The following is a 17,538-nucleotide window of genomic DNA, read 5'->3' as shown; positions in this document are numbered from 1 at the left end:
CATTGCGCTACGCTTCATGCGATCCGACCTCTCCCCGCAAGCGGGGCGAGGTAAGAAACGCCCCGCACGCGGGGAGATTTTGAGAATCATTCCACATCGCGGCAGGCCACCGCACACTCGTTGATTTCGCCAACCTCGGCATTACACCCCGCCGCAATTTCGCATCCCTGCCCCGGCGTCTCGTCGCAAGCCTGCCTCCCTCGAGCTGCGTAAGCTCCCCTCGCGAACAATAAGAACGCCACAGGGAGGCTCACGATGATCTGGAAGGCCATCACGGCAGCACTCGCGCTTGCGCTCGCGACGCAAGTTCACGCCGCCGAGAAGAAATACGGCGCTGGTACCAGCGACACCGAGATCAAGCTCGGACAGACCTCGCCATTCTCCGGCGCGGCGTCGGCCTACAGCGTGATCGCGAAGACGCAGGCCGCCTACTTCAAAATGATCAACGACCAGGGCGGCGTGAACGGGCGCAAGATCAATCTGATCACGCTCGACGACGGCTACTCGCCGCCGAAGACGGTGGAGCAGACCCGCAAGCTGGTCGAGCAGGAGGAGGTCGCCGCGATCCTCAATCCGCTGGGCACGCCGACCGGGCTTGCGGTGCGCAAATATCTCAACGACAAGAAAGTGCCGCAGCTGTTCGTCGGCGCCGGCGCCACCCTGTGGGGTGACTATCAGCATTATCCGTGGTCGATCGGCTTCCAGCCGTCGTACCAGGCCGAGACCGCGGTCTATGCCAAATATGTCCTGACCAACAAGCCGGACGCGAAGATCGCGCTGTTCTACCAGAACGACGACGCCGGCAAGGATTACGGCAACGGCTTCAAGAAGGGACTGGGGCCGGAGAACACCGCCAAGATGGTGGTGGCGGAGACGACCTATGAATCGACCGATCCGACGGTCGACAGCCAGATCGTCAAGCTGAAATCGTCCGGCGCCAACGTGCTGTTCATGCACGCGATCCCCAAGCAGGCGGCGCAGGCGATCAAGAAGATCGGCGAGATCGGCTGGAAGCCGGACCTGTTCTTCCTCGCGGCGACCTCGACCTCGGTGTCCTCGGTGCTGAAGCCGGCCGGCTTCGACTATGCCAAGGACATCATCTCGTCCTACTCGCTGAAGGATCCGAACGATCCGCAGTGGAAGACGGATCCGGATGTGGTCGCCTGGCAGGACTTCATGAAGACGTATTTCCCGGACGGCAATCTGCAGGACCAGCTGATCGTCTACGGCTATGTGGTGGCGGAGGCGACGGTGCAGGTGCTGAAGCAATGCGGCGACGACCTCACCCATGAGAACATCATGAAGCAGGCCGCCAATCTCGACATCGCGCTGCCGATGTTCCTGCCCGGCATCAAGGTGAAGACCTCGCCGACCGACTATTTCCCGGTCGAGGCAATGCGGCTGCAGAAGTTCAACGGCGAAACCTGGCAGCTGTTCGGCGACACGATCGGGAATGATTGAGGGGCGTTGTTGAACGCCAAACCATCCCCATCGTCGTCCCGGCCCCCGTGCGCAATTGCGCACCAGGCCGGGACGACGAGGAGGCTAGACTTCCCGCTCCAACAACACCTGAAAATCCGCCCGCACGCGCTGCGCCTCGGCGCGTGCGGCCTCCGAGGCATCGCCGAGACCGAAGTAGACGTGAATGAGCCCCTCGCCGGAATGATGGGGCGACCGCACGTCTGCCTTATTTCGGAATATTAGAAGATTATCCGTGAGTTGCCCGACGCGTCAAGTAGCATGATCGAAACGCCGGCCACTGCCGGCTACTTTGCATGGGGTTGTTTTCGATATTTTGACAACGCGCCTCCCCCCGCAAGTGCCCTCCAGGGGATAAGGGAGGAGTTACACCCCCTTCTCCAACAACACCTTGAAATCCGCCCGCGCCCGCTGCGCTTCGGCGCGTGCGGCCTCCGAGGCATCGCCGAGACCGAAATAGCCGTGAATGAGCCCCTCGCCCGAGTGATACGTCACCGGCACCCCGGCCGCCTGCAACGCTCTCGCGTAGGCATGGCCCTCGTCGCGCAGCGGGTCGAACCAGGCGGTCGTCACCACGGCCGGCGCGACACCCGCAAGGCTCTTCGCGCGCAGTGGCGAGACGCGCCAGTCAGTGCCATCAGCCTTGTCCGCGAGGTAATGCCCCGCGAACCACTGCATCGTCGCACGCGTCAGGAAATAGCCCTCGGCATTCTCGGCGCGCGACGGAAATTTCGCGTTCTCGCCTGCATCGGCAAAATTGCCGACCACGTCGGTGACGGGATAGACCAGCAATTGCCCGGCGAGCCGGATGCCGGCGTCGCGGCAGGCGAGCGCCGTGGTGGCGGCCAGATTGCCGCCCGCGGAATCGCCGGCGACGCCGACGCGGGAGAGGTCACCGCCGAAGTCGGCGATCCGCGCGACCACGTCGCGGACAGCAGTGAATGCATCCTCGAAGGCGCCGGGAAAGCGCGTCTCCGGCGGGCGACGGTAGTCGACCGAGACCACCACCGCGCCGGTCTCGATCACGAGGTTGCGGGCCTGGCGGTCATGGGTCTCGAGATCGCCGGCGACCCAGCCGCCGCCGTGGAAAAAGATCACGGTCGGCGCCGTGCCACGGCCGTTGCGATAGAGCCGCGCGCCAAGCTTGCCCGCCGCGCCCGCGACCGCGATATCATCAGCCACATCGACCGGCGGCGGCGGCACCGCCTTGCGCGCCTCGGCCAGCGCCCGCAGCGAATCGCGGCAGCTCTGCGCCGTCATGGTTGCGGGATCGCGCAGCGGCAGCAGCGGGATGATCGTCTCAATGACGGGATCGAGCGGAAGCGGCATGGGAATCCTTCAGTTCAGGTCAGATGCTTGGAAAGGCTGCCGGCCTCGATCGCTGCGATTTGCAGCGCGATGAAGCGGCTATAGATGCGGGCCTGCGAGAACGCGCCGCCGGTGAACCAGAGGCCGGGCTGGCCCGTGCGCCTCCACATGTTGCGCAGCTCCTGCGTCGCATCGTCGAAGCCCCACACACGGCCGACGCGCGCGGCGACATCCTCGCCGAACAGCCTGCCGACCAGATGGTCGGGGCCCTTGTAGCCGGTGGCGAGCACGAACAGCTCGGCGGCGAGCGCAGTGCCGTCCTTCAGCGCGAGGCCATCGGCGGTAAAGCCCGTGATGTCCGTGGCCTGGATCAGGCGGATCTTGCCGTCGGCGATCAATTCGGAGCAGCCGACGTTGAAGTAATAGCCGCCGCCGCGGGAGCGGAATTTCAGCGGCCAGCCGGTGCCGTCCTCGCCGAATTCAAGGCGGAAGCCGGCGCGCTCCAGCCGCGACAGCAGCGGCGCATCGAGCCGCTTCACCTCGTCGGTGATGATCCGGTGCGCGATTTTCATCACAGGCAGCGGCACGCCGGAATTGAGGATGTCGCGCACCTCGATCGGCGGCCCGTCGCCGAGATAAGTCTTGTCGTAGAGCTGCGCCGGCTCGACATTGACCACCATGGTCGGGCTGCGCTGCACCATGGTGACGTCGGCGCCGGCGGCATGCAGCTCCTGGCAGATGTCATGCGCGCTGGTGCCGGTGCCGAACACGACCACCGAGCGCCCTGCCCATTCGCGTCCCGCCGCGAACGCGCTGGAATGCAGCACACGGCCGTTGAAGCGCTCGATGCCTGGAATCGTGGAGATATTCGGCGTGCCGCTGACGCTGGTGGCGAGCACGATGTGCTTCGGATGCAGCGCGCGCGGGCCACAGCTCCGCTGCAGCGTCACCGTCCAGCGTTGCGCCGCTTCGTCATAGCGCGCGCCTTCGAACGAGGTCTCGGTCCAGAAGTCGAGCTCCATGATGTCGACATAGCTTTCCAGCCAGTTCGCGATCTTGTCCTTCGGGATGTAGTCCGGAAAGGTCGGCGGGAACGGCAGGTAACGAAACAGATTGACCGGCGTCTTGTTGTGCAGCTTGAGGCCGCGATAGCGCAGCCGCCAATTGTCGCCGATGCGCTGCTGGCGATCGACGATCAGGGCATCGAGCCCGATCCGCTTGCACTCGACGGCGGCCGCGATGCCGGCATGGCCGCCACCGACGATCAGCACATCGGGCTCGCGGTCAGCATAGGCGCGCGAGATCTGCCGCTGCTCCAGCCCATCGGGTGCGGCGAAATCGCGCGCGTGGGATTGTTCGGCGGCGTGGGTAGCGCGCGCGTCGCAGATGCGGTCGAAGTCAGGCATCGTGGAGAACGTCCACGCTGCGGAATTTCCGCCCCTCTCATGCAGCAGGCGGACCGCGCCGGTGCCGGGGCCACTCGATGTGTCGAAGGTGAAGACCGCCTCGATCACCTCGCGTCCGGCCATCACGCCGCGCCGCGGTATCAAGGCACGGTCATCGAGACGAAATCCGCGCGCGTTCGCCGCGTCAGCACGCGCGAGCAGCTCGGCAACGACGCTCTGTCGCGAGCTGAATGTCGCAAAATGCCAGGAGATGCCGAAGATGTTGCGCCAGTGGCTGTCGGGCGCAAACAGCGCGGAGAGAGCATCAGCGGAGCGGCTGGCGAGCGCCGTATCCAGCGCGCCGATCCAGCGCTCGGCTAACAGTTCAGGCGCGTCCTCTGTAGCCGGGTTCAGTTTGTCCAGCATGATCGTGCTTTCTCGGGAGCAGTTGCCGTCTATCTGACAACATGCTCCCGAAAAGCACAACCATCATGCGACGTGTTGCTGCAGCGAGTCCGGCTCGCCCTCCTCGCCGGCAGGCTCGGCCTGCGCCGCAGGCGCCGCGGCGAGTTCCTTCGCAAGCGCAGTAGCACCGACATAGTCGGTCTTGCCGGTGCCGAGCAGCGGCACCTTGTCGACCACGCGGATATCGGCGGGCACCGCGAGTTCGGAGGCGCCGACGCTCTTCGCCTGGCGCTGCATCGCGGCGCGGTCGGCATTCCTCTCGGTGGTGAGCAGCACGATGCGTTCGCCCTTGCGCGCGTCGGGGATCGAGACTGCAACCGACATCGCTAGCGGCCATAGTGCGGACGCCATCGTCTCCACCGCCGACAGCGAGACCATCTCGCCCGCGATCTTGGCAAAGCGCTTGGCGCGGCCCTTGATCGCGATGAAGCCCTGCGCATCGACCGTGACGATATCGCCGGTGTCGTGCCAGCCCTCGGGCAGCGGCTCGAGCACGCCGGGATTCTCGGCACGGAGGTAGCCGATCATCACGTTCGGCCCCTTCACCGACAGCCGTCCGCCTTCCTCGATGCCGGGAACCGGATCGAGGCGATACTGCATCAGCGGAGAGATCCGGCCGACGGTGCCCTGGCGGTTCGCCATCGGCGTGTTCATTGCCAGCACCGGCGCGGTCTCGGTGACGCCATAGCCCTCGAGAATGCGGATACCGTAGCGCTCCATGTAGATCTGTCTGGTGCGTTCCTTCACCGCTTCGGCACCGGCAATCACCAGCCGCAGCGTGCGGAAATCATAGGCATGCGCCGAGCGGGCGTAACCGGTGAGGAAGGTGTCGGTGCCGAACAGGATGGTCGCGCCGGTCTGGTAGATCAGCTCGGGCACGATCCGGTAGTGCAGCGGCGACGGATACATGAAGATCGGGATGCCGCCGAGCAGCGGCATCATCATGCCACCGGTCAAGCCGAACGAATGGAACACCGGCAGGACGTTGAACACCTTGTCGTTGGCATTGGCATCGACCCGCGCCAGCGCCTGCGCCGCGTTGGCAAGGATGTTGCGGTGGGACAGCACGACGCCCTTCGGCGTGCCTTCCGAACCGGAGGTGAACAGGATGACCGCGGGATCGTTGGCCTGGCGGGCGACGCGCGGCGCGATGCCGGCGCGGAAGCCTGCGATCTTGTCGGCGAGGCCGATGTCGGCCCTGACGTCCTCGAGATAGACGACGCGCGCCTGGCCCGCCATCGCCGTGATCAGCTTGTCGAGCTTGCCCTTCTCGATGAAAGCCTGCGAGGTCAGCACGGTCTTCACCTGCGCCGCCTTCATCGCGGCCAGCACGTTGACCGGACCGGCCGAGAAGTTGAGCATCGCCGGCACGCGGCCGATGGTCTGCAGCGCCATGAACACGACGGCGACGCCGGCCGAGTTCGGCAACAGCACGCCGACATTCTCGCCGACCGCGGTGCCCTGCTCGAGCTTGCGGCTCAACACCTGCGCGCCGAGGATCAGCTTGCGATAGGTCAGCTTGGTGCCGAGCGCGTCCTCGATGATCGGCTTGCCGGTGTCGCGGTCGCGATAGGCATGGCCGAGGCCCTCGAACAGCGTCTGGTCGAGCATCGCGTTCTGGACCATGGCGTCGATCATGACGTCCTGTAGCGCGGCGCCGGCGGCATTGCGGCGCGCCTTGCCCTTCAGCGACTGGCCGATCGGCAGCTTGACCGGCGGCAGGATCGAGATCGTCACCTTGGGGAACCAGGAGCGCTTGATCTCGCCATTCTTGAGATAGCTGAGATGCGAGCGCTGCGCGCCCTCGATGCGGACCGGAACGATGACCGCATCGGCCTTGTCGGCGATCATCGCGGTGCCGTCATAGACCTTCATCAGCGAACCGGAGACCGTGATGCGCCCTTCCGGGAAGATCACGACCGGCTCGCCGGCGGCCACCAGCTTGATCAGGTCGCGCGCGGCCAGCGGCTTGGACGGGTCCATCGTGTAGTGCTTGATCATCTTCAGGAACGGCTTGGCCCACCACGCCTTGGCGATGCCGGTGTCGACGGCGAAGCTCGCATCGATCGGCAGCATGGCGTGCAGCAGCGGACCGTCGACCAGGCTGACATGGTTGGGCGCGATCAGCATCCGCGTGCCGGCCGGGGGCAGATTCTCCATGCCGCGCACCTCGAGCCGGAACAGCGCACGGAACAGCAGCGCGCCAAAATCGCGTACGCCTTCCTTGCCCCACTTGTTCAGCACGAACCAGACGGTGCCGAAGCTCGCGATCGCCAGGCCGAAGAAGATCCAGGCGATCGGCAGGCCGGCAGCTTGCAGCGCGCCGACGAACACCGCGCCGGCAACCATGAAGCCTGCCTGCAGGATATTGCCGGCAGCGATGATGCGGGCGCGCTCGGACGGCGCGGTCCAGGCCTGCACGGCCGCAAATGACGGCACCACGAACAGGCCGCCGCCGAACGCGAACAGGAAGAAATCAGCCAGCATGCGGAAGCCGCCGAACGAGGACGCGAACGCGGCCGCGGTGACATCCCTGCCGAGCGAGGTGGTGGCGATCGCCCAGGCGAGGTCAAGGCCGATCACGCCCATCACGATGGCGCCGATCGGCACCAGCGCGAGATTCGGGCGAACATGGCTCAATTGCGCGGCGAACAGCGAGCCGGCGGCAATGCCGATCGCGAACACGGCGAGGCACAGCGTGACCACGCCCTCGGTGCCGCCAACGCCCTCCTTGATCAGCGCGGGCAGCAGCGACAGCACGATCGCGCCGACCATCCAGAACCAGGACACGATCACCATGCCATCCCACAGCCGCTGTTCGGCATAGAGCGACTTCAACAGGCGCACCGTCGAGGTCCAGGGATTCTTGGTGATCGGCAGATCCGGCGCGGACGGCTGCGTCACCGGAATGCGCGACGCAAATCCCCAGGACAGCACCGACAGACCCACGACGGCTGCGCAGATCCAGCCCATGTGGCTGGCACCGGCGACGAACATGCCGCCCGCGATGGTGCCGATCAGGATCGCCATGAAGGTCGCGCCCTCGACCAACGCGTTGCCGGTCGCGAGTTCGGAAACCGAGAGCTGGTCGGGCAGCACAGCATATTTCACCGGGCCAAACAGCGCGGCGACGATGCCGAACAGCGCCAGCGCGATGAACAGCAGCGGGATCGAATGGGTGAAGAAGCCGGCTGCGGCGAAGGCGGCGGCGAAGATCTCGAAGAATTTCAGCCGGCGCGCGACGATGGACTTGATGTAGCGGTCGGCGAGCTCGCCGCCGAGCGCCGACAGCACGAAGAACGGAGCGATGAAGACCGCACCCGCGAGCTGGACCAGCGCCGGCCCCTGCTCGTTGGCGACGCCATACAGCAGCATGATGACCAGCGCGTTCTTCAGCACGTTGTCGTTCAGCGCCGAGCAGAACTGCGACCAGAACAGCGGCGCGAAGCGGCGGGACGTCATCAATTCCTTGATCATGACCGGTTCCTTGGGTTAGCGCGCACGGCGCTGGCAGGTCTGCGAATTCGCGTGGCAGAGAATGAAGAGCATGGTGAAAATGACGTAGATGCCGCAGCCTTTAGTCTTTTCCGCAACGTATCGGTTCGAACCGGCGCGGATCGGCCGCGCCGGGCGCCGCGACAATGCCCGGCAGAAATGTACGAGACCTTATCCAGGGTTGTGGTCGATCGACATCGAAACGGGCTCGCGAGGGACATGGTGAGTGCTTCGTTGAGGTTTCGGCGACAATTGCGGAGTGGGCGCGTCAGGTCAGATCACTCAGGCCGCCGAACGGCGACCATCGGCAGTGGCGTGACTTGCACCGGCTACCACGCTGGGCCGCCGGGCGCGGCGCGCGCCGATCGGCGCGCCGCTGCTCCAGCACGCCTGCGACGTCGCAGGCGCGGGCGATCCGCTCGATCGGGGCGGTCGCCAGGGCGAAGATGGCGCGGCCAAAGCCCTTCACGAGCTCGATCGCGTCATCGACAAAGGTGGCGGTCAATTGAAGTGCTAGGGTCTGCATGTAAGTGGCCTCCTATGCCAACTTGAGCAGCGCTCAAATTAGTAGTACGAAAATGAACATTGTTCAAGAAGAATCGCGACGAGACCGGAAAAAACTTCAGCGGCGCGGTCTGCTGATCGAGATCGCGCGCCGATATATTGCAATTAAAGGCTTGAAATCATTGAAGGTTCGCGATGTTGCCGAGGCCGCCGGCTGCTCCATCGGCAGCGTCTATAACGAGTTCGGCGACTTCGACGGCCTGATCCTGACCGTGAACCGGGAGACCGTTCAGGCCCTGACCGAGCGGCTCAAGGCAGTCCCGGCCGACGATCCCCTGCGCCAGCTCCACGGGCTTGCGGACGCCTATCTCGGCTTCGCCACCGAGCACGCCAATCTGCTGCGCTCGCTGTTCGAGCACCGGATGGAGGACGACCGGCCGTTTCCGGAAGATATCCTGGCGATGGTGATGGATGCCTTCGCGCTGATGCATGCGCCGCTGGTGCGGCTGTTGCCCGATCGCGATCCCGGCGACGTCGCGGTGCTGTCGCGGATGATGTTCTCCGCGGTCCATGGCATCATCTCGCTGGGCTTGGAGGAGCGCATGGTCGCGGTGCCGCCGGAGCAGCTGCGCGAGCGGCTCGCACAGTTCGTCGACACGCATCTTGCGGGATTGGGCGTCACGCGCAGCGCATAGTCACATGCGGGTGCGGGCAACCGTGCCGGCGACGATCATCACCAACGGCATCTAGTTTGTCACGATGCCGTGATCCTGCGGTGCAAGCCAGTTCGCCAATTCCGCCATGGGATGCCACGTCCCGTTGGCAATCGGCGGCACGGATGCAAGAGCCGCGAAGACGATCAGCGACAGGCCGGCGACCAGCACCCATCGGGGAAGCGCGGCCAAACGTGCGGCTACGTCCCAGGAAGTCGACGCCCTGCGCGGAGCGTTGTGCGGTCCACGGTCGCGCGACGGCGGAATCGGTTCAGCATCGAGGCGATAGCCCCGCCGCGTCACTGTCTTGATGATGCGGTGGTCGTCATCCCGTAGCTTCTGGCGCAGTTCGCGGACACATTGGACCAGCGAATCGTCCGAGACCGCGACGTTGCCCCAGACTGCCGCGTGCAGATCCTGCTTGGAGATCAGCCGCCCGGCATTGCTGGCGAGATGGCGGAGCACCGCGAAAGACTTCGGCCTAAGATCAAGGTCGACGCCATTCACGCGCACAACGCCGCGGGCAAGGTCCAATACAAATGAATCAAATACCAAAACGGAATCAGTCCCCGGGTCCATAGAGGTCACTCCATGCCCACAGACGGCACCAATTAGGGAAATTTAGCAGGAAATTCGTCGTTCTGTCACTTCTTGATCAGGACTTCCCTGCGGCGAAGCCGATAGTCGGGAGCCGGCCCGGCGTCATTTCCGGGCACGCGGGAGGTTGGCCATGTCGAGGAAGCGGTTTGCCGTGTTGGCCGGGGTTGTTCTGACGCTCACGGCGGTGCAGTCGGGAAAGGCTCGGGCGCAGGACGTCGTGAAGGTCGGGCTGGTGATGCCGCTGACCGGCGTTTTGGGGCCGGTCGGCAAACAGGCCGTCGCCGGGGCGCGGCTCTACATGGCGCAGCACGGCGACATGGTCGCAGGCCGCAAAATCGAGTTGATCGTCCGGGACGACGCCAGCGTACCCGACAACGCCAAGCGCATTGCGCAGGAACTGATCGTCAACGACAAGGCCGCGATCCTGGGCGGCGGACTGACGCCGAGCGTGCTCGCGCTCGCACCGCTGGTCACTGAGAGCAAGACGGCAACCGTCGTCATGGTATCGGGCACATCGATCGTGACCGAACGATCGCTCTACTTCGTCCGCACCAGCTGGACGCACGCGCAGCAGGCCAGCGTGCTGGCGGATTGGGCGGCCAGGAACGGATCGAGGCGGGCCACCATCATCGCGTCCGACTGGGCACCCGGGCATGAAGCCGCCGGCGTATTTTCGGCGAGCTTCACCGCGGCGGGCGGATCGATCGTCGAAGCGCTGAAAGTGCCGCTGGCCAATCCCGATTTCGCGCCGTTCCTGCAGCGCGCGCGGGACGGCAATCCCGATACCCTGTTCATTTTCGTGCCGGCAAGCCAGGCCGCCATCCTGGCCAAGCAATTTGTCGAGCGCGGGCTGGACAAGAGCGGGATCAAGCTGATCGGCCCCGGCGACATCGCTGACGACGAGGACCTGCCGGGAATGAGCGATGCCATGATCGGCATGATCACGGCCGGATTCTACTCCGCCGCTCATCCATCAGACCTGAACCGCGCCTATGTCGCAGCGTTCCGCAAGGCCAATGCCAACGTCCGTCCGAACTTTATCAGCGTCAGCGCCTATGACGGTATGCATCTGATCTACGAGGCGCTGAAGGCGACCGGCGGCAAGACCAATGGCGACGCACTGATCGAAGCCATGAAGGGCATGGCTTGGGAAAGCCCGCGCGGTCCGATGTCGATCGACCCGAAGACGCGCGATGTCGTCCACGACATCTACATTCGCAAGGTCGAGAGGGTCGGCGGCGAGCTCTACAGCGTCGAGCACGAGACCTTCAAGGCGATCAAGGACCCCGCCAAGGTCGCGAACAAGTAGGCCAGGCGGCGAAGCCGGTCGGGCCTGGCGCCGCTCCGACGCGTCAGACCCGGGTGCGGGCGATCGTGCCGGCGACGATCTGCATCGCGACGCCGAGCACCCAGCCCGCCATGATCGCCGCGGTCCAGGCGATGTCCGGCTCGCTGCGCAACACGACGACGCCGACCGAGAAGAACGCGACCATGGTCGCGAGGAAGGTGCCGATCGCGCTCAGCAATTCTGCCGTGTCGATCTTGCGCGTCGAGGTTCCGTCTTTCGGATGGAACAGCTTTGGCGGCGTGTCGATGCCAACATAGAATCCGATCGCGCCGCCCAGCATCATGATCAGCAGGAACGCCTGCGAGGTCAGCGCCGACACGCTCGAGCCGACATGGATGGCGACGAACAGACCGCTTGCAGCCCCCGCCAGGGCAAGGCCGAAGCGCTCCAGGACATGGGCAAATTTTCTGACGCGGCTGCGCATTGCTGTGCCTCATCAATGAATTGCGCCACCGGTCAGGCTAGGCCTTTTCGTTACGCCGCGAAAGTCGTCTCGCCTCACATGGCCGCGACCTCGTGCCGCTTTTGTGCGCCAGTTCACACCTATCGCGGCACCGAATGATTAAAGATCGATCCAAGGTAGCATTCGATCCGGCCCCTGCTACGCTTTGCCATCCGCTTCATTCACTTCAGCGAGCGTCTTTCGATGCCGAGCCCGAAGATCATTATCCTGTCCGACGGCACCGGCAACGCCGCCTCCAGCGTCTGGCGCACCAATGTCTGGCGGATATTCCAGTCGCTGGATTTGCAGGGCAACGCGCAGGCCGCCAAGTATGATGACGGCGTCGGCACGTCGTCCTTCGTCCCGCTTGCGCTGCTCGGCGGCGCCTTCGGCTACGGCCTCAAGCGCAATATCCTGGATGCCTACAAATTCATCTGCCGCAATTACGACCACCAGAACGATTCGCAGATCTACCTGTTCGGATTCAGCCGCGGCGCATTCACCGTGCGCACGCTCGCCGCACTCATCCTCGATCAGGGCCTGATCGTCGCCGGCACCGAAGCCGAACTGCACGACGGCGCGGTGAAGGCCTATCGCGCGTACCGGGCCGCGGGCTACCACTCGATCTGGCGCATCGAGGTGCTGTTCCGCGCGCTGCGCGACTACATCCTTGTGCCGGTGCTGGACCGCCTTCAGCGCAACAAGCCTTATGCGGAGATCGCACGGAAGCCGGTGCCAGCGATCGAGTTCATCGGCATCTGGGACACCGTCGCGGCCTATGGCCTGCCGATCGACGAGATGACACGCGGCATCTCCAACTGGGTGTGGCCGCTCGAGCTGCCGAACCGGATTCTCAGCCAGAAGGTCAAGTGGGCACGGCATGCGTTGGCGCTCGACGACGAGCGCACGACCTTCCATCCGGTCCTCTGGACGGAGCAAGAGCCGGGACAGCCCACACCGGCCGTGCCGGCAACGATCGATGGCGAGCGCCTCGTCCAGGTCTGGTTCGTCGGCATGCATGCCAATGTCGGCGGCGGCTATCCGGACGATGCCGTCGCCTTCGTGCCGCTGGCCTGGCTGGTCGACGAAGCCGTCAAGCGCGGACTCGTGTTCAAGAGCGCGCCGATCGCTGATCCCGATGCGATCAAGGCGATCAGGTCCTCCGAGGACAAGGATGGCCGCCTCTACGATTCGCGGGCCGGCCTCGGTGCCTATTACCGGTACGGTCCCCGCAAGGTCGCCGACCTCTGCAACGACCCCTATGCCGGCGTGAGCGTGCCGATGCCGAAGATCCACGAAAGCGTGTTCGAGCGGATCGACAGCGGCGCCAATGCCTATGCCCCGATCGGACTTCCGCCGAGCTATGTGGTCGTCTCCCGCAGCGGCCAGGTGACACCGCTGGGCACCAATACGTTTGAAACGCCCGCCGGCGCGCCGGCGCGTCATGCCACGCAGGAGAAGCTGTGGAATTTCGTCTGGATGCGGCGGATCGCCTACTTCGCCACCTTGGCGGCGTCGCTGCATTTGGCGACGTTCTGGCTGTTCCACAACCAGCACAAGGAGCACGAATTCAGCTCCCATGTCAGGATGATTTCGGAGCTGGTGCGCTTCGTCGAATCGTTCCTGCCCGCTTCGTTTCACTGGTGGACCGATTGGTACGCCGGCAACCCGGAATGGTTCGCCGGCGGCATCATCGCCGTTTTCGTGCTGATGGGTGTGGGCAGTTCGCTCAGCGCAACGATCAGCGACAGGATGCGGATCATCTGGCGCAACCGCGCGAACCCGACGCCGCTCTCCGGGTTCATGCACGATGCGATCTATCGGTTCCGGACCAGCACGATCTATCAGTGGATCCTCAATGTCGGGAAGCGGCATGTCGTGCCGTTCCTGCTCACGGCCTTGCTCGTCTGGTTCGGCGCGACGCTGCTCAGCCATTTGCTGTTCAATGCCGCGGACTCGATGGGCGCCTTCTGCAAGGGGACAAGCTCGTCGCCGTCGACAAGGGCATCCCGCAGGATGCGGCCGACTTCGACACCAGCGCGATCTGTGCGCCGACCGGGCTCAAGGTCCGCACCGGGTTCAAATACGAGATCGCGATCACGATGTCGGAGCCATGGGAGGACGCCGGACGCGCGGTCACGCCGATCGGATACCGGACCTCGACCATCGAGGGTGCAAAACGCTGGCGTGGATACGCCACGATCTTCCTGCGGCGCATCCTGTTCCGGCCATGGTTCAGGCTGATCGCACGGGTCGGAGAGACCGGCGTCGACGAGTATTTCCTCGATCCCTTGCCGGCGCTGAACACCGACCCGCAGGTCTACAAGGCGAGGTTCACCGCAGATCGCAGCGGCGAGATCTTCCTCTACGTCAACCAGGCCGTCATCGGCCTGCCCTGGATCTACAAATGGTTCTACGGCGATCACAAGGGCAAGGCGAAGGTCACGGTGAAGTTGCTTTAGGCAGCCGCAATGGCGGCGGACCGGTCCGCACGGCGGGCGTGATCCATCTGTGATCCAGCCGATAGTTTCGGTTGCATGTTTTGTTCCATACTCCTCCTGCTAGACGGGCCGCCAGGCGCCCTGAACGATCCGACGCGACACCTCGGGTCTCCTGCGGCGCTGACGCGCCAGGTTCATATCGAGCGGATATTTCTCATCAGTGATTTGGAGGCATCACCATGATTTCCACAATTCAGGCGTTTCCAACCACCGACGGCATCTTCGTGGTTTGGGAGGTCGCGGCAATGATCCCGGACTGCCTCGGCTTTGCGCTCTATCGTCAGCAGCAGGGCAAGAGCGCGACCGTCGTCGACACCTGGGTCGGGTTCGAGGATCAGGTGCAGGGCCACAAGGCGGGAGATCATCGTCCGAGCACCGAATGGCCGGTGCAGAAGACGAACTGGACCGATTTCCTGGCCCCGGCCGATGCGCCGGTCCGCTATGGCGTCGTTCCGGTTCTCAAGGACGGCGCCACCAAGGTGAAGCCCGCCTACAGTGCGCCAGCGACATGGACCGACTACGTCTCGGCCACGCCGTCGGGCCCGCTCAAGCCGTGGTTCAACCGCGGCACGATCTCGGCACAATGGCTGTCGCGCGCGATCGGTACTACGCCGAAAGCCTCCCAGACGCTGGAGAAGGCGATCTCCACCAAGGGCAACAAGATCCGCGACTTCCTCAAGGGCGAGCTTGGCGCGCGCCTCCTCATCCTGCTGGCCGGGGCCAAGAAGGACAAAGTCGACGTCTATGTCGCGCTCTACGAGCTCAACGATCCCGAATTGATCGCCGCGCTGACTGCGCTGAAGGGCAAGGCCCACGTCGTGCTCGGCAACAGCACCGGCAAGTCCGACGCCACCGCAAAGGAGACCGAGAAGAACGCCGGCGTGCTGAAGAAGGCGGGCGTCGACATCGTCCGCCGCAAGATCGCGCCGAGCCGTTACGCCCACAACAAGTTTGCGGTGTTCTGCGACGGCGCCGAGACACCGAAAGTGGTCTGGACCGGCAGCACCAACTGGACCCGGACCGGATTGTGCACCCAGAACAACAATGGGCTCGAGATCACCGACGACAAGATCGCGGCGGCCTATCACGAGCATTGGAAGGCGATCTATGCCGACGGCAGCAAGTCGCCGAAGGCGCTGGCTGTCGCCGGCGATCACGAATGGCCATTCACGATCGGCAACTCGAACGTCAGCGTCTGGTTCACGCCGACCACCAGGAGCGGCGATCTCAAGGAAGCGACCAAGATGATCGAGGACGCCGAGCATGGCGCGGTGTGCCTGATGCTCAATCCCGGCAACAAGGGCCTGCTCGGCCCGATCCTGGAGAAGGCGCAGGACAAGAATCTCTATGTACGCGGGGTGCTCAACAATTTCCCGGCGCAGGGCAAGGACAGTCCAAAGGATCAGCTGCAACTGCTGGCCGGCAGCGGCCAGCAGCAGGTCTTCAAGGGCAAGCAGATTGCCGACGTGATCCGGCCCGCCGGCATCGACAAGACCGCCGACTGGTGGCAGCACCAGATCAAGAACACCGGAAAATTCATGATCGCTGTGCACAGCAAGGTGATCGTGCTGGATCCGGCCGGCAAGAACCCGGTGGTCATGACCGGCTCGCACAATTTCTCCGACCGCGCCAGCACCAAGAACGACGACAACCTCGTCATCATCAGAGGCGATTCACAGCTGGCGCTGACCTACGCCGCGCGCATCGTCAGCATCTACGGCCAGTATCGCTGGCAGGCCTGGCGCAACACTCCGGAAGGCCAGAAGGACAAGGGTCTGAAGCGCAGCGACACGTGGCTGAGCAGCCGCATCGGCAAGGGCTGGGCGCAAATCGAAACCCGGTTCTGGCTCGGAACGGCCTGAGGCCGGCGATCCGTCATGACATGCGGGCAGCGTTGCCGCTGCCCGCATGATCCTCACCGTCAAACCTACGCCGCGCGGCCGACCGAGGCGTCGAGGTGCTTCAGCTTCGGCAAGACCTCCTGCTTCAGCAGCCGCAGCGAATTGTGCCAGGCCTCGGGCTTGTGCTTGTAGTCGAAACCGAACACCAGCAGCACGCCGAAGCCGCCGACTTCCTGATAGATCTTCTCGATCTTCTCGGTGACGGTCGCGGGCGAGCCGACGATCCAGTTGTTGCGGGCGCAATATTCAACCGTGACGTCGCTATCAGGCACGTCGGGTGACGCTTTCAGATAATCCTTGAATCCAAAGTGGCCGAGCAGCGGCAGGAAATACTCGCCCATCATCCGGCCCATCATGTCGCCGGTCGAGAGCTTCCATGCCTCCTCGTCGGTATCGGCGACGAACACCTCGCGCACCATCCGCCAGTCCCTGCGGCTCGGCTTGCGGCCAGTCTTGGCGGCGCCGGCTTCGACCGAGTCCCAGTGACTGCCGACATAGGCCGGGTTGAGGTTGAGGCTCATCGGGATGAAGCCGCGCTCGCCGGCGAGCTTGAGCGTGTCCGAGTTCTTCGACAGGCCGGCGACGCCGATCGGCGGGTGCGGCGCTTGCTGAGGCTTGATGTGGGGTTTGAGGAAGTCGAACATCGTGTCCGGCTTGGTCACCGTCCAGAACTTGCCCTTGTGGGTCCACGGTGCCGGCTCGGTCCACATCTTCAGGATGATCTCGAGCGCCTCGCGGGTCATGTCGCGGTTCTGGCCGGACATGCCGTCGACATTGAACATCGCCCAGTCGCTCGGCAGGCCGGAGGCGGCGACGCCGAAATTCAATCGTCCGTTCGAGAGATGATCGAGCATCGCCACGCGGTTCGCGAGTTCGGCCGGATGATGATACGGCAAGAGGAAGCCGCCGGGGCCGATGCGGATGTCCTTGGTCTGCAGCAGCGCCTGCGCGATCAACAGATCCGGCGACGGGTGCGGCTCCCAGGGCGCGGTGTGGTGCTCGCCGATCCAGGCTTCCTGATAGCCGAGCTCGTCCAGCCACCGCAGCACCTGCAGGTCCCAGTCGTGGCCCTCCTTCAATCCGCACTCCGGCGGATGCGACGGCATCGCGAAGTATCCGAGTTCCATGCGTTTCCTCTCTTTGTTCGATACGTGTCTTCCGCACGCGCTCCGGAGAGTACCTGCCCCGGCTACGGCAGAACAATGGCTTTGTCGCATGCGGCCCGCCCGGGAATTACGCGTAGGGCGTTCCCTTCAGCATGACCGCGATACCCGAAAAGCTGCGCTCCATGATCTGCAGGAAGGCCTCGCGTGTCGAGGCCGCCGATCGGCGCGCCTTGTGCTCGCGAAGCCCCTCCGCATAGGCAACGGTCACGGCCGTGACCACCATCGACGCGG

Annotated in this window: 14 protein-coding genes; 6 read left to right on the top strand and 8 right to left on the bottom strand. The window is 64.5% G+C overall.

What is annotated here, in order from left to right; genetic code table 11:
- Positions 1 to 255: 255 nt before the first annotated feature.
- Entirely contained in the window at positions 256 to 1,461 is a 1,206-nt protein-coding gene (locus H8B02_RS33700; protein ID WP_229170183.1) for an ABC transporter substrate-binding protein, read from the top strand.
- 84 nt (positions 1,462 to 1,545) lie between these two features.
- On the opposite strand, the gene H8B02_RS33695 is transcribed toward H8B02_RS33700, so the two are convergent.
- From H8B02_RS33695 to H8B02_RS33675, 5 genes are all read right to left on the bottom strand, one after another.
- Positions 1,546 to 1,680: a hypothetical protein gene (locus tag H8B02_RS33695; protein ID WP_376711741.1), complete on the bottom strand. Its 135-nt coding sequence runs from the start codon at positions 1,678 to 1,680 to the stop codon at positions 1,546 to 1,548.
- 165 nt (positions 1,681 to 1,845) lie between these two features.
- Positions 1,846 to 2,808, bottom strand: coding sequence for an alpha/beta hydrolase (locus H8B02_RS33690; protein WP_229170182.1), 963 nt, complete (start codon positions 2,806 to 2,808; stop codon positions 1,846 to 1,848).
- Between the two features lie 14 nt (positions 2,809 to 2,822).
- Entirely contained in the window at positions 2,823 to 4,598 is a 1,776-nt protein-coding gene (locus H8B02_RS33685; RefSeq protein WP_229170181.1) for an NAD(P)-binding domain-containing protein, read from the bottom strand.
- A gap of 63 nt (positions 4,599 to 4,661) precedes the next feature.
- Positions 4,662 to 8,114, bottom strand: coding sequence for an acyl-[ACP]--phospholipid O-acyltransferase (locus tag H8B02_RS33680; protein ID WP_229170180.1), 3,453 nt, complete (start codon positions 8,112 to 8,114; stop codon positions 4,662 to 4,664).
- Between the two features lie 286 nt (positions 8,115 to 8,400).
- Positions 8,401 to 8,658 carry a hypothetical protein gene (locus H8B02_RS33675; protein WP_229170179.1) on the bottom strand — a complete coding sequence of 86 codons (258 nt, stop codon included), beginning with the start codon at positions 8,656 to 8,658 and terminating at the stop codon, positions 8,401 to 8,403.
- 52 nt (positions 8,659 to 8,710) lie between these two features.
- Here H8B02_RS33675 and H8B02_RS33670 point away from each other — a divergent pair, with 52 nt between their 5' ends.
- Complete coding sequence (locus H8B02_RS33670) at positions 8,711 to 9,331, top strand: TetR/AcrR family transcriptional regulator (RefSeq protein WP_229170178.1); 621 nt, start codon at positions 8,711 to 8,713, stop codon at positions 9,329 to 9,331.
- 51 nt (positions 9,332 to 9,382) lie between these two features.
- Here H8B02_RS33670 and H8B02_RS33665 read toward each other — a convergent pair whose 3' ends face one another.
- Positions 9,383 to 9,928 (bottom strand): winged helix-turn-helix domain-containing protein, encoded by a 546-nt coding sequence (locus tag H8B02_RS33665; protein WP_229170177.1) that lies wholly within the window; start codon positions 9,926 to 9,928, stop codon positions 9,383 to 9,385.
- A gap of 151 nt (positions 9,929 to 10,079) precedes the next feature.
- Here H8B02_RS33665 and H8B02_RS33660 point away from each other — a divergent pair, with 151 nt between their 5' ends.
- Positions 10,080 to 11,258, top strand: a complete 1,179-nt coding sequence (locus H8B02_RS33660; RefSeq protein WP_229170176.1) for an ABC transporter substrate-binding protein — start codon at positions 10,080 to 10,082, stop codon at positions 11,256 to 11,258.
- 43 nt (positions 11,259 to 11,301) lie between these two features.
- On the opposite strand, the gene H8B02_RS33655 is transcribed toward H8B02_RS33660, so the two are convergent.
- The gene (locus H8B02_RS33655; protein WP_092120059.1) at positions 11,302 to 11,721 is read right to left on the bottom strand and encodes a hypothetical protein; all 420 of its coding nucleotides are present in this window, start codon (positions 11,719 to 11,721) and stop codon (positions 11,302 to 11,304) included.
- 222 nt (positions 11,722 to 11,943) lie between these two features.
- Between H8B02_RS33655 and H8B02_RS33650 the strand changes: the two genes are divergently transcribed.
- From H8B02_RS33650 to H8B02_RS33640, 3 genes are all read left to right on the top strand, one after another.
- Positions 11,944 to 13,983 (top strand): T6SS phospholipase effector Tle1-like catalytic domain-containing protein, encoded by a 2,040-nt coding sequence (locus H8B02_RS33650; protein WP_229170175.1) that lies wholly within the window; start codon positions 11,944 to 11,946, stop codon positions 13,981 to 13,983.
- Positions 13,984 to 14,030: 47 nt separating this feature from the next.
- Positions 14,031 to 14,201 (top strand): hypothetical protein, encoded by a 171-nt coding sequence (locus H8B02_RS33645; protein WP_229170174.1) that lies wholly within the window; start codon positions 14,031 to 14,033, stop codon positions 14,199 to 14,201.
- Positions 14,202 to 14,419: 218 nt separating this feature from the next.
- Positions 14,420 to 16,102 carry a phospholipase D-like domain-containing protein gene (locus H8B02_RS33640; protein ID WP_229170173.1) on the top strand — a complete coding sequence of 561 codons (1,683 nt, stop codon included), beginning with the start codon at positions 14,420 to 14,422 and terminating at the stop codon, positions 16,100 to 16,102.
- A gap of 65 nt (positions 16,103 to 16,167) precedes the next feature.
- On the opposite strand, the gene H8B02_RS33635 is transcribed toward H8B02_RS33640, so the two are convergent.
- On the bottom strand, positions 16,168 to 17,268 hold the full coding sequence (locus H8B02_RS33635; protein WP_229170172.1) for an LLM class flavin-dependent oxidoreductase: 1,101 nt from the start codon (positions 17,266 to 17,268) through the stop codon (positions 16,168 to 16,170).
- Between the last annotated feature and the right edge of the window lie 270 nt (positions 17,269 to 17,538).

The sequence above is a fragment of the Bradyrhizobium altum genome (genome assembly GCF_020889705.1).
Classification (GTDB): Bacteria; Pseudomonadota; Alphaproteobacteria; order Rhizobiales; family Xanthobacteraceae; genus Bradyrhizobium; species Bradyrhizobium altum.
This window is presented reverse-complemented; position numbering and strand designations above follow the sequence as displayed.

Excerpts from the sequence above, each read along its gene's own strand:
- H8B02_RS33635 (WP_229170172.1), bottom strand. The coding sequence starts at position 17,268 with ATGGAACTCGGATACTTCGCGATGCCGTCGCATCCGCCGGAGTGCGGA.
- H8B02_RS33640 (WP_229170173.1), top strand. The coding sequence starts at position 14,420 with ATGATTTCCACAATTCAGGCGTTTCCAACCACCGACGGCATCTTCGTG.
- H8B02_RS33700 (WP_229170183.1), top strand. The coding sequence starts at position 256 with ATGATCTGGAAGGCCATCACGGCAGCACTCGCGCTTGCGCTCGCGACG.
- H8B02_RS33670 (WP_229170178.1), top strand. The coding sequence starts at position 8,711 with ATGAACATTGTTCAAGAAGAATCGCGACGAGACCGGAAAAAACTTCAG.
- H8B02_RS33690 (WP_229170182.1), bottom strand. The coding sequence starts at position 2,808 with ATGCCGCTTCCGCTCGATCCCGTCATTGAGACGATCATCCCGCTGCTG.
- H8B02_RS33680 (WP_229170180.1), bottom strand. The coding sequence starts at position 8,114 with ATGATCAAGGAATTGATGACGTCCCGCCGCTTCGCGCCGCTGTTCTGG.
- H8B02_RS33685 (WP_229170181.1), bottom strand. The coding sequence starts at position 4,598 with ATGCTGGACAAACTGAACCCGGCTACAGAGGACGCGCCTGAACTGTTA.
- H8B02_RS33675 (WP_229170179.1), bottom strand. The coding sequence starts at position 8,658 with ATGCAGACCCTAGCACTTCAATTGACCGCCACCTTTGTCGATGACGCG.
- H8B02_RS33665 (WP_229170177.1), bottom strand. The coding sequence starts at position 9,928 with ATGGACCCGGGGACTGATTCCGTTTTGGTATTTGATTCATTTGTATTG.
- H8B02_RS33650 (WP_229170175.1), top strand. The coding sequence starts at position 11,944 with ATGCCGAGCCCGAAGATCATTATCCTGTCCGACGGCACCGGCAACGCC.
- H8B02_RS33660 (WP_229170176.1), top strand. The coding sequence starts at position 10,080 with ATGTCGAGGAAGCGGTTTGCCGTGTTGGCCGGGGTTGTTCTGACGCTC.
- H8B02_RS33655 (WP_092120059.1), bottom strand. The coding sequence starts at position 11,721 with ATGCGCAGCCGCGTCAGAAAATTTGCCCATGTCCTGGAGCGCTTCGGC.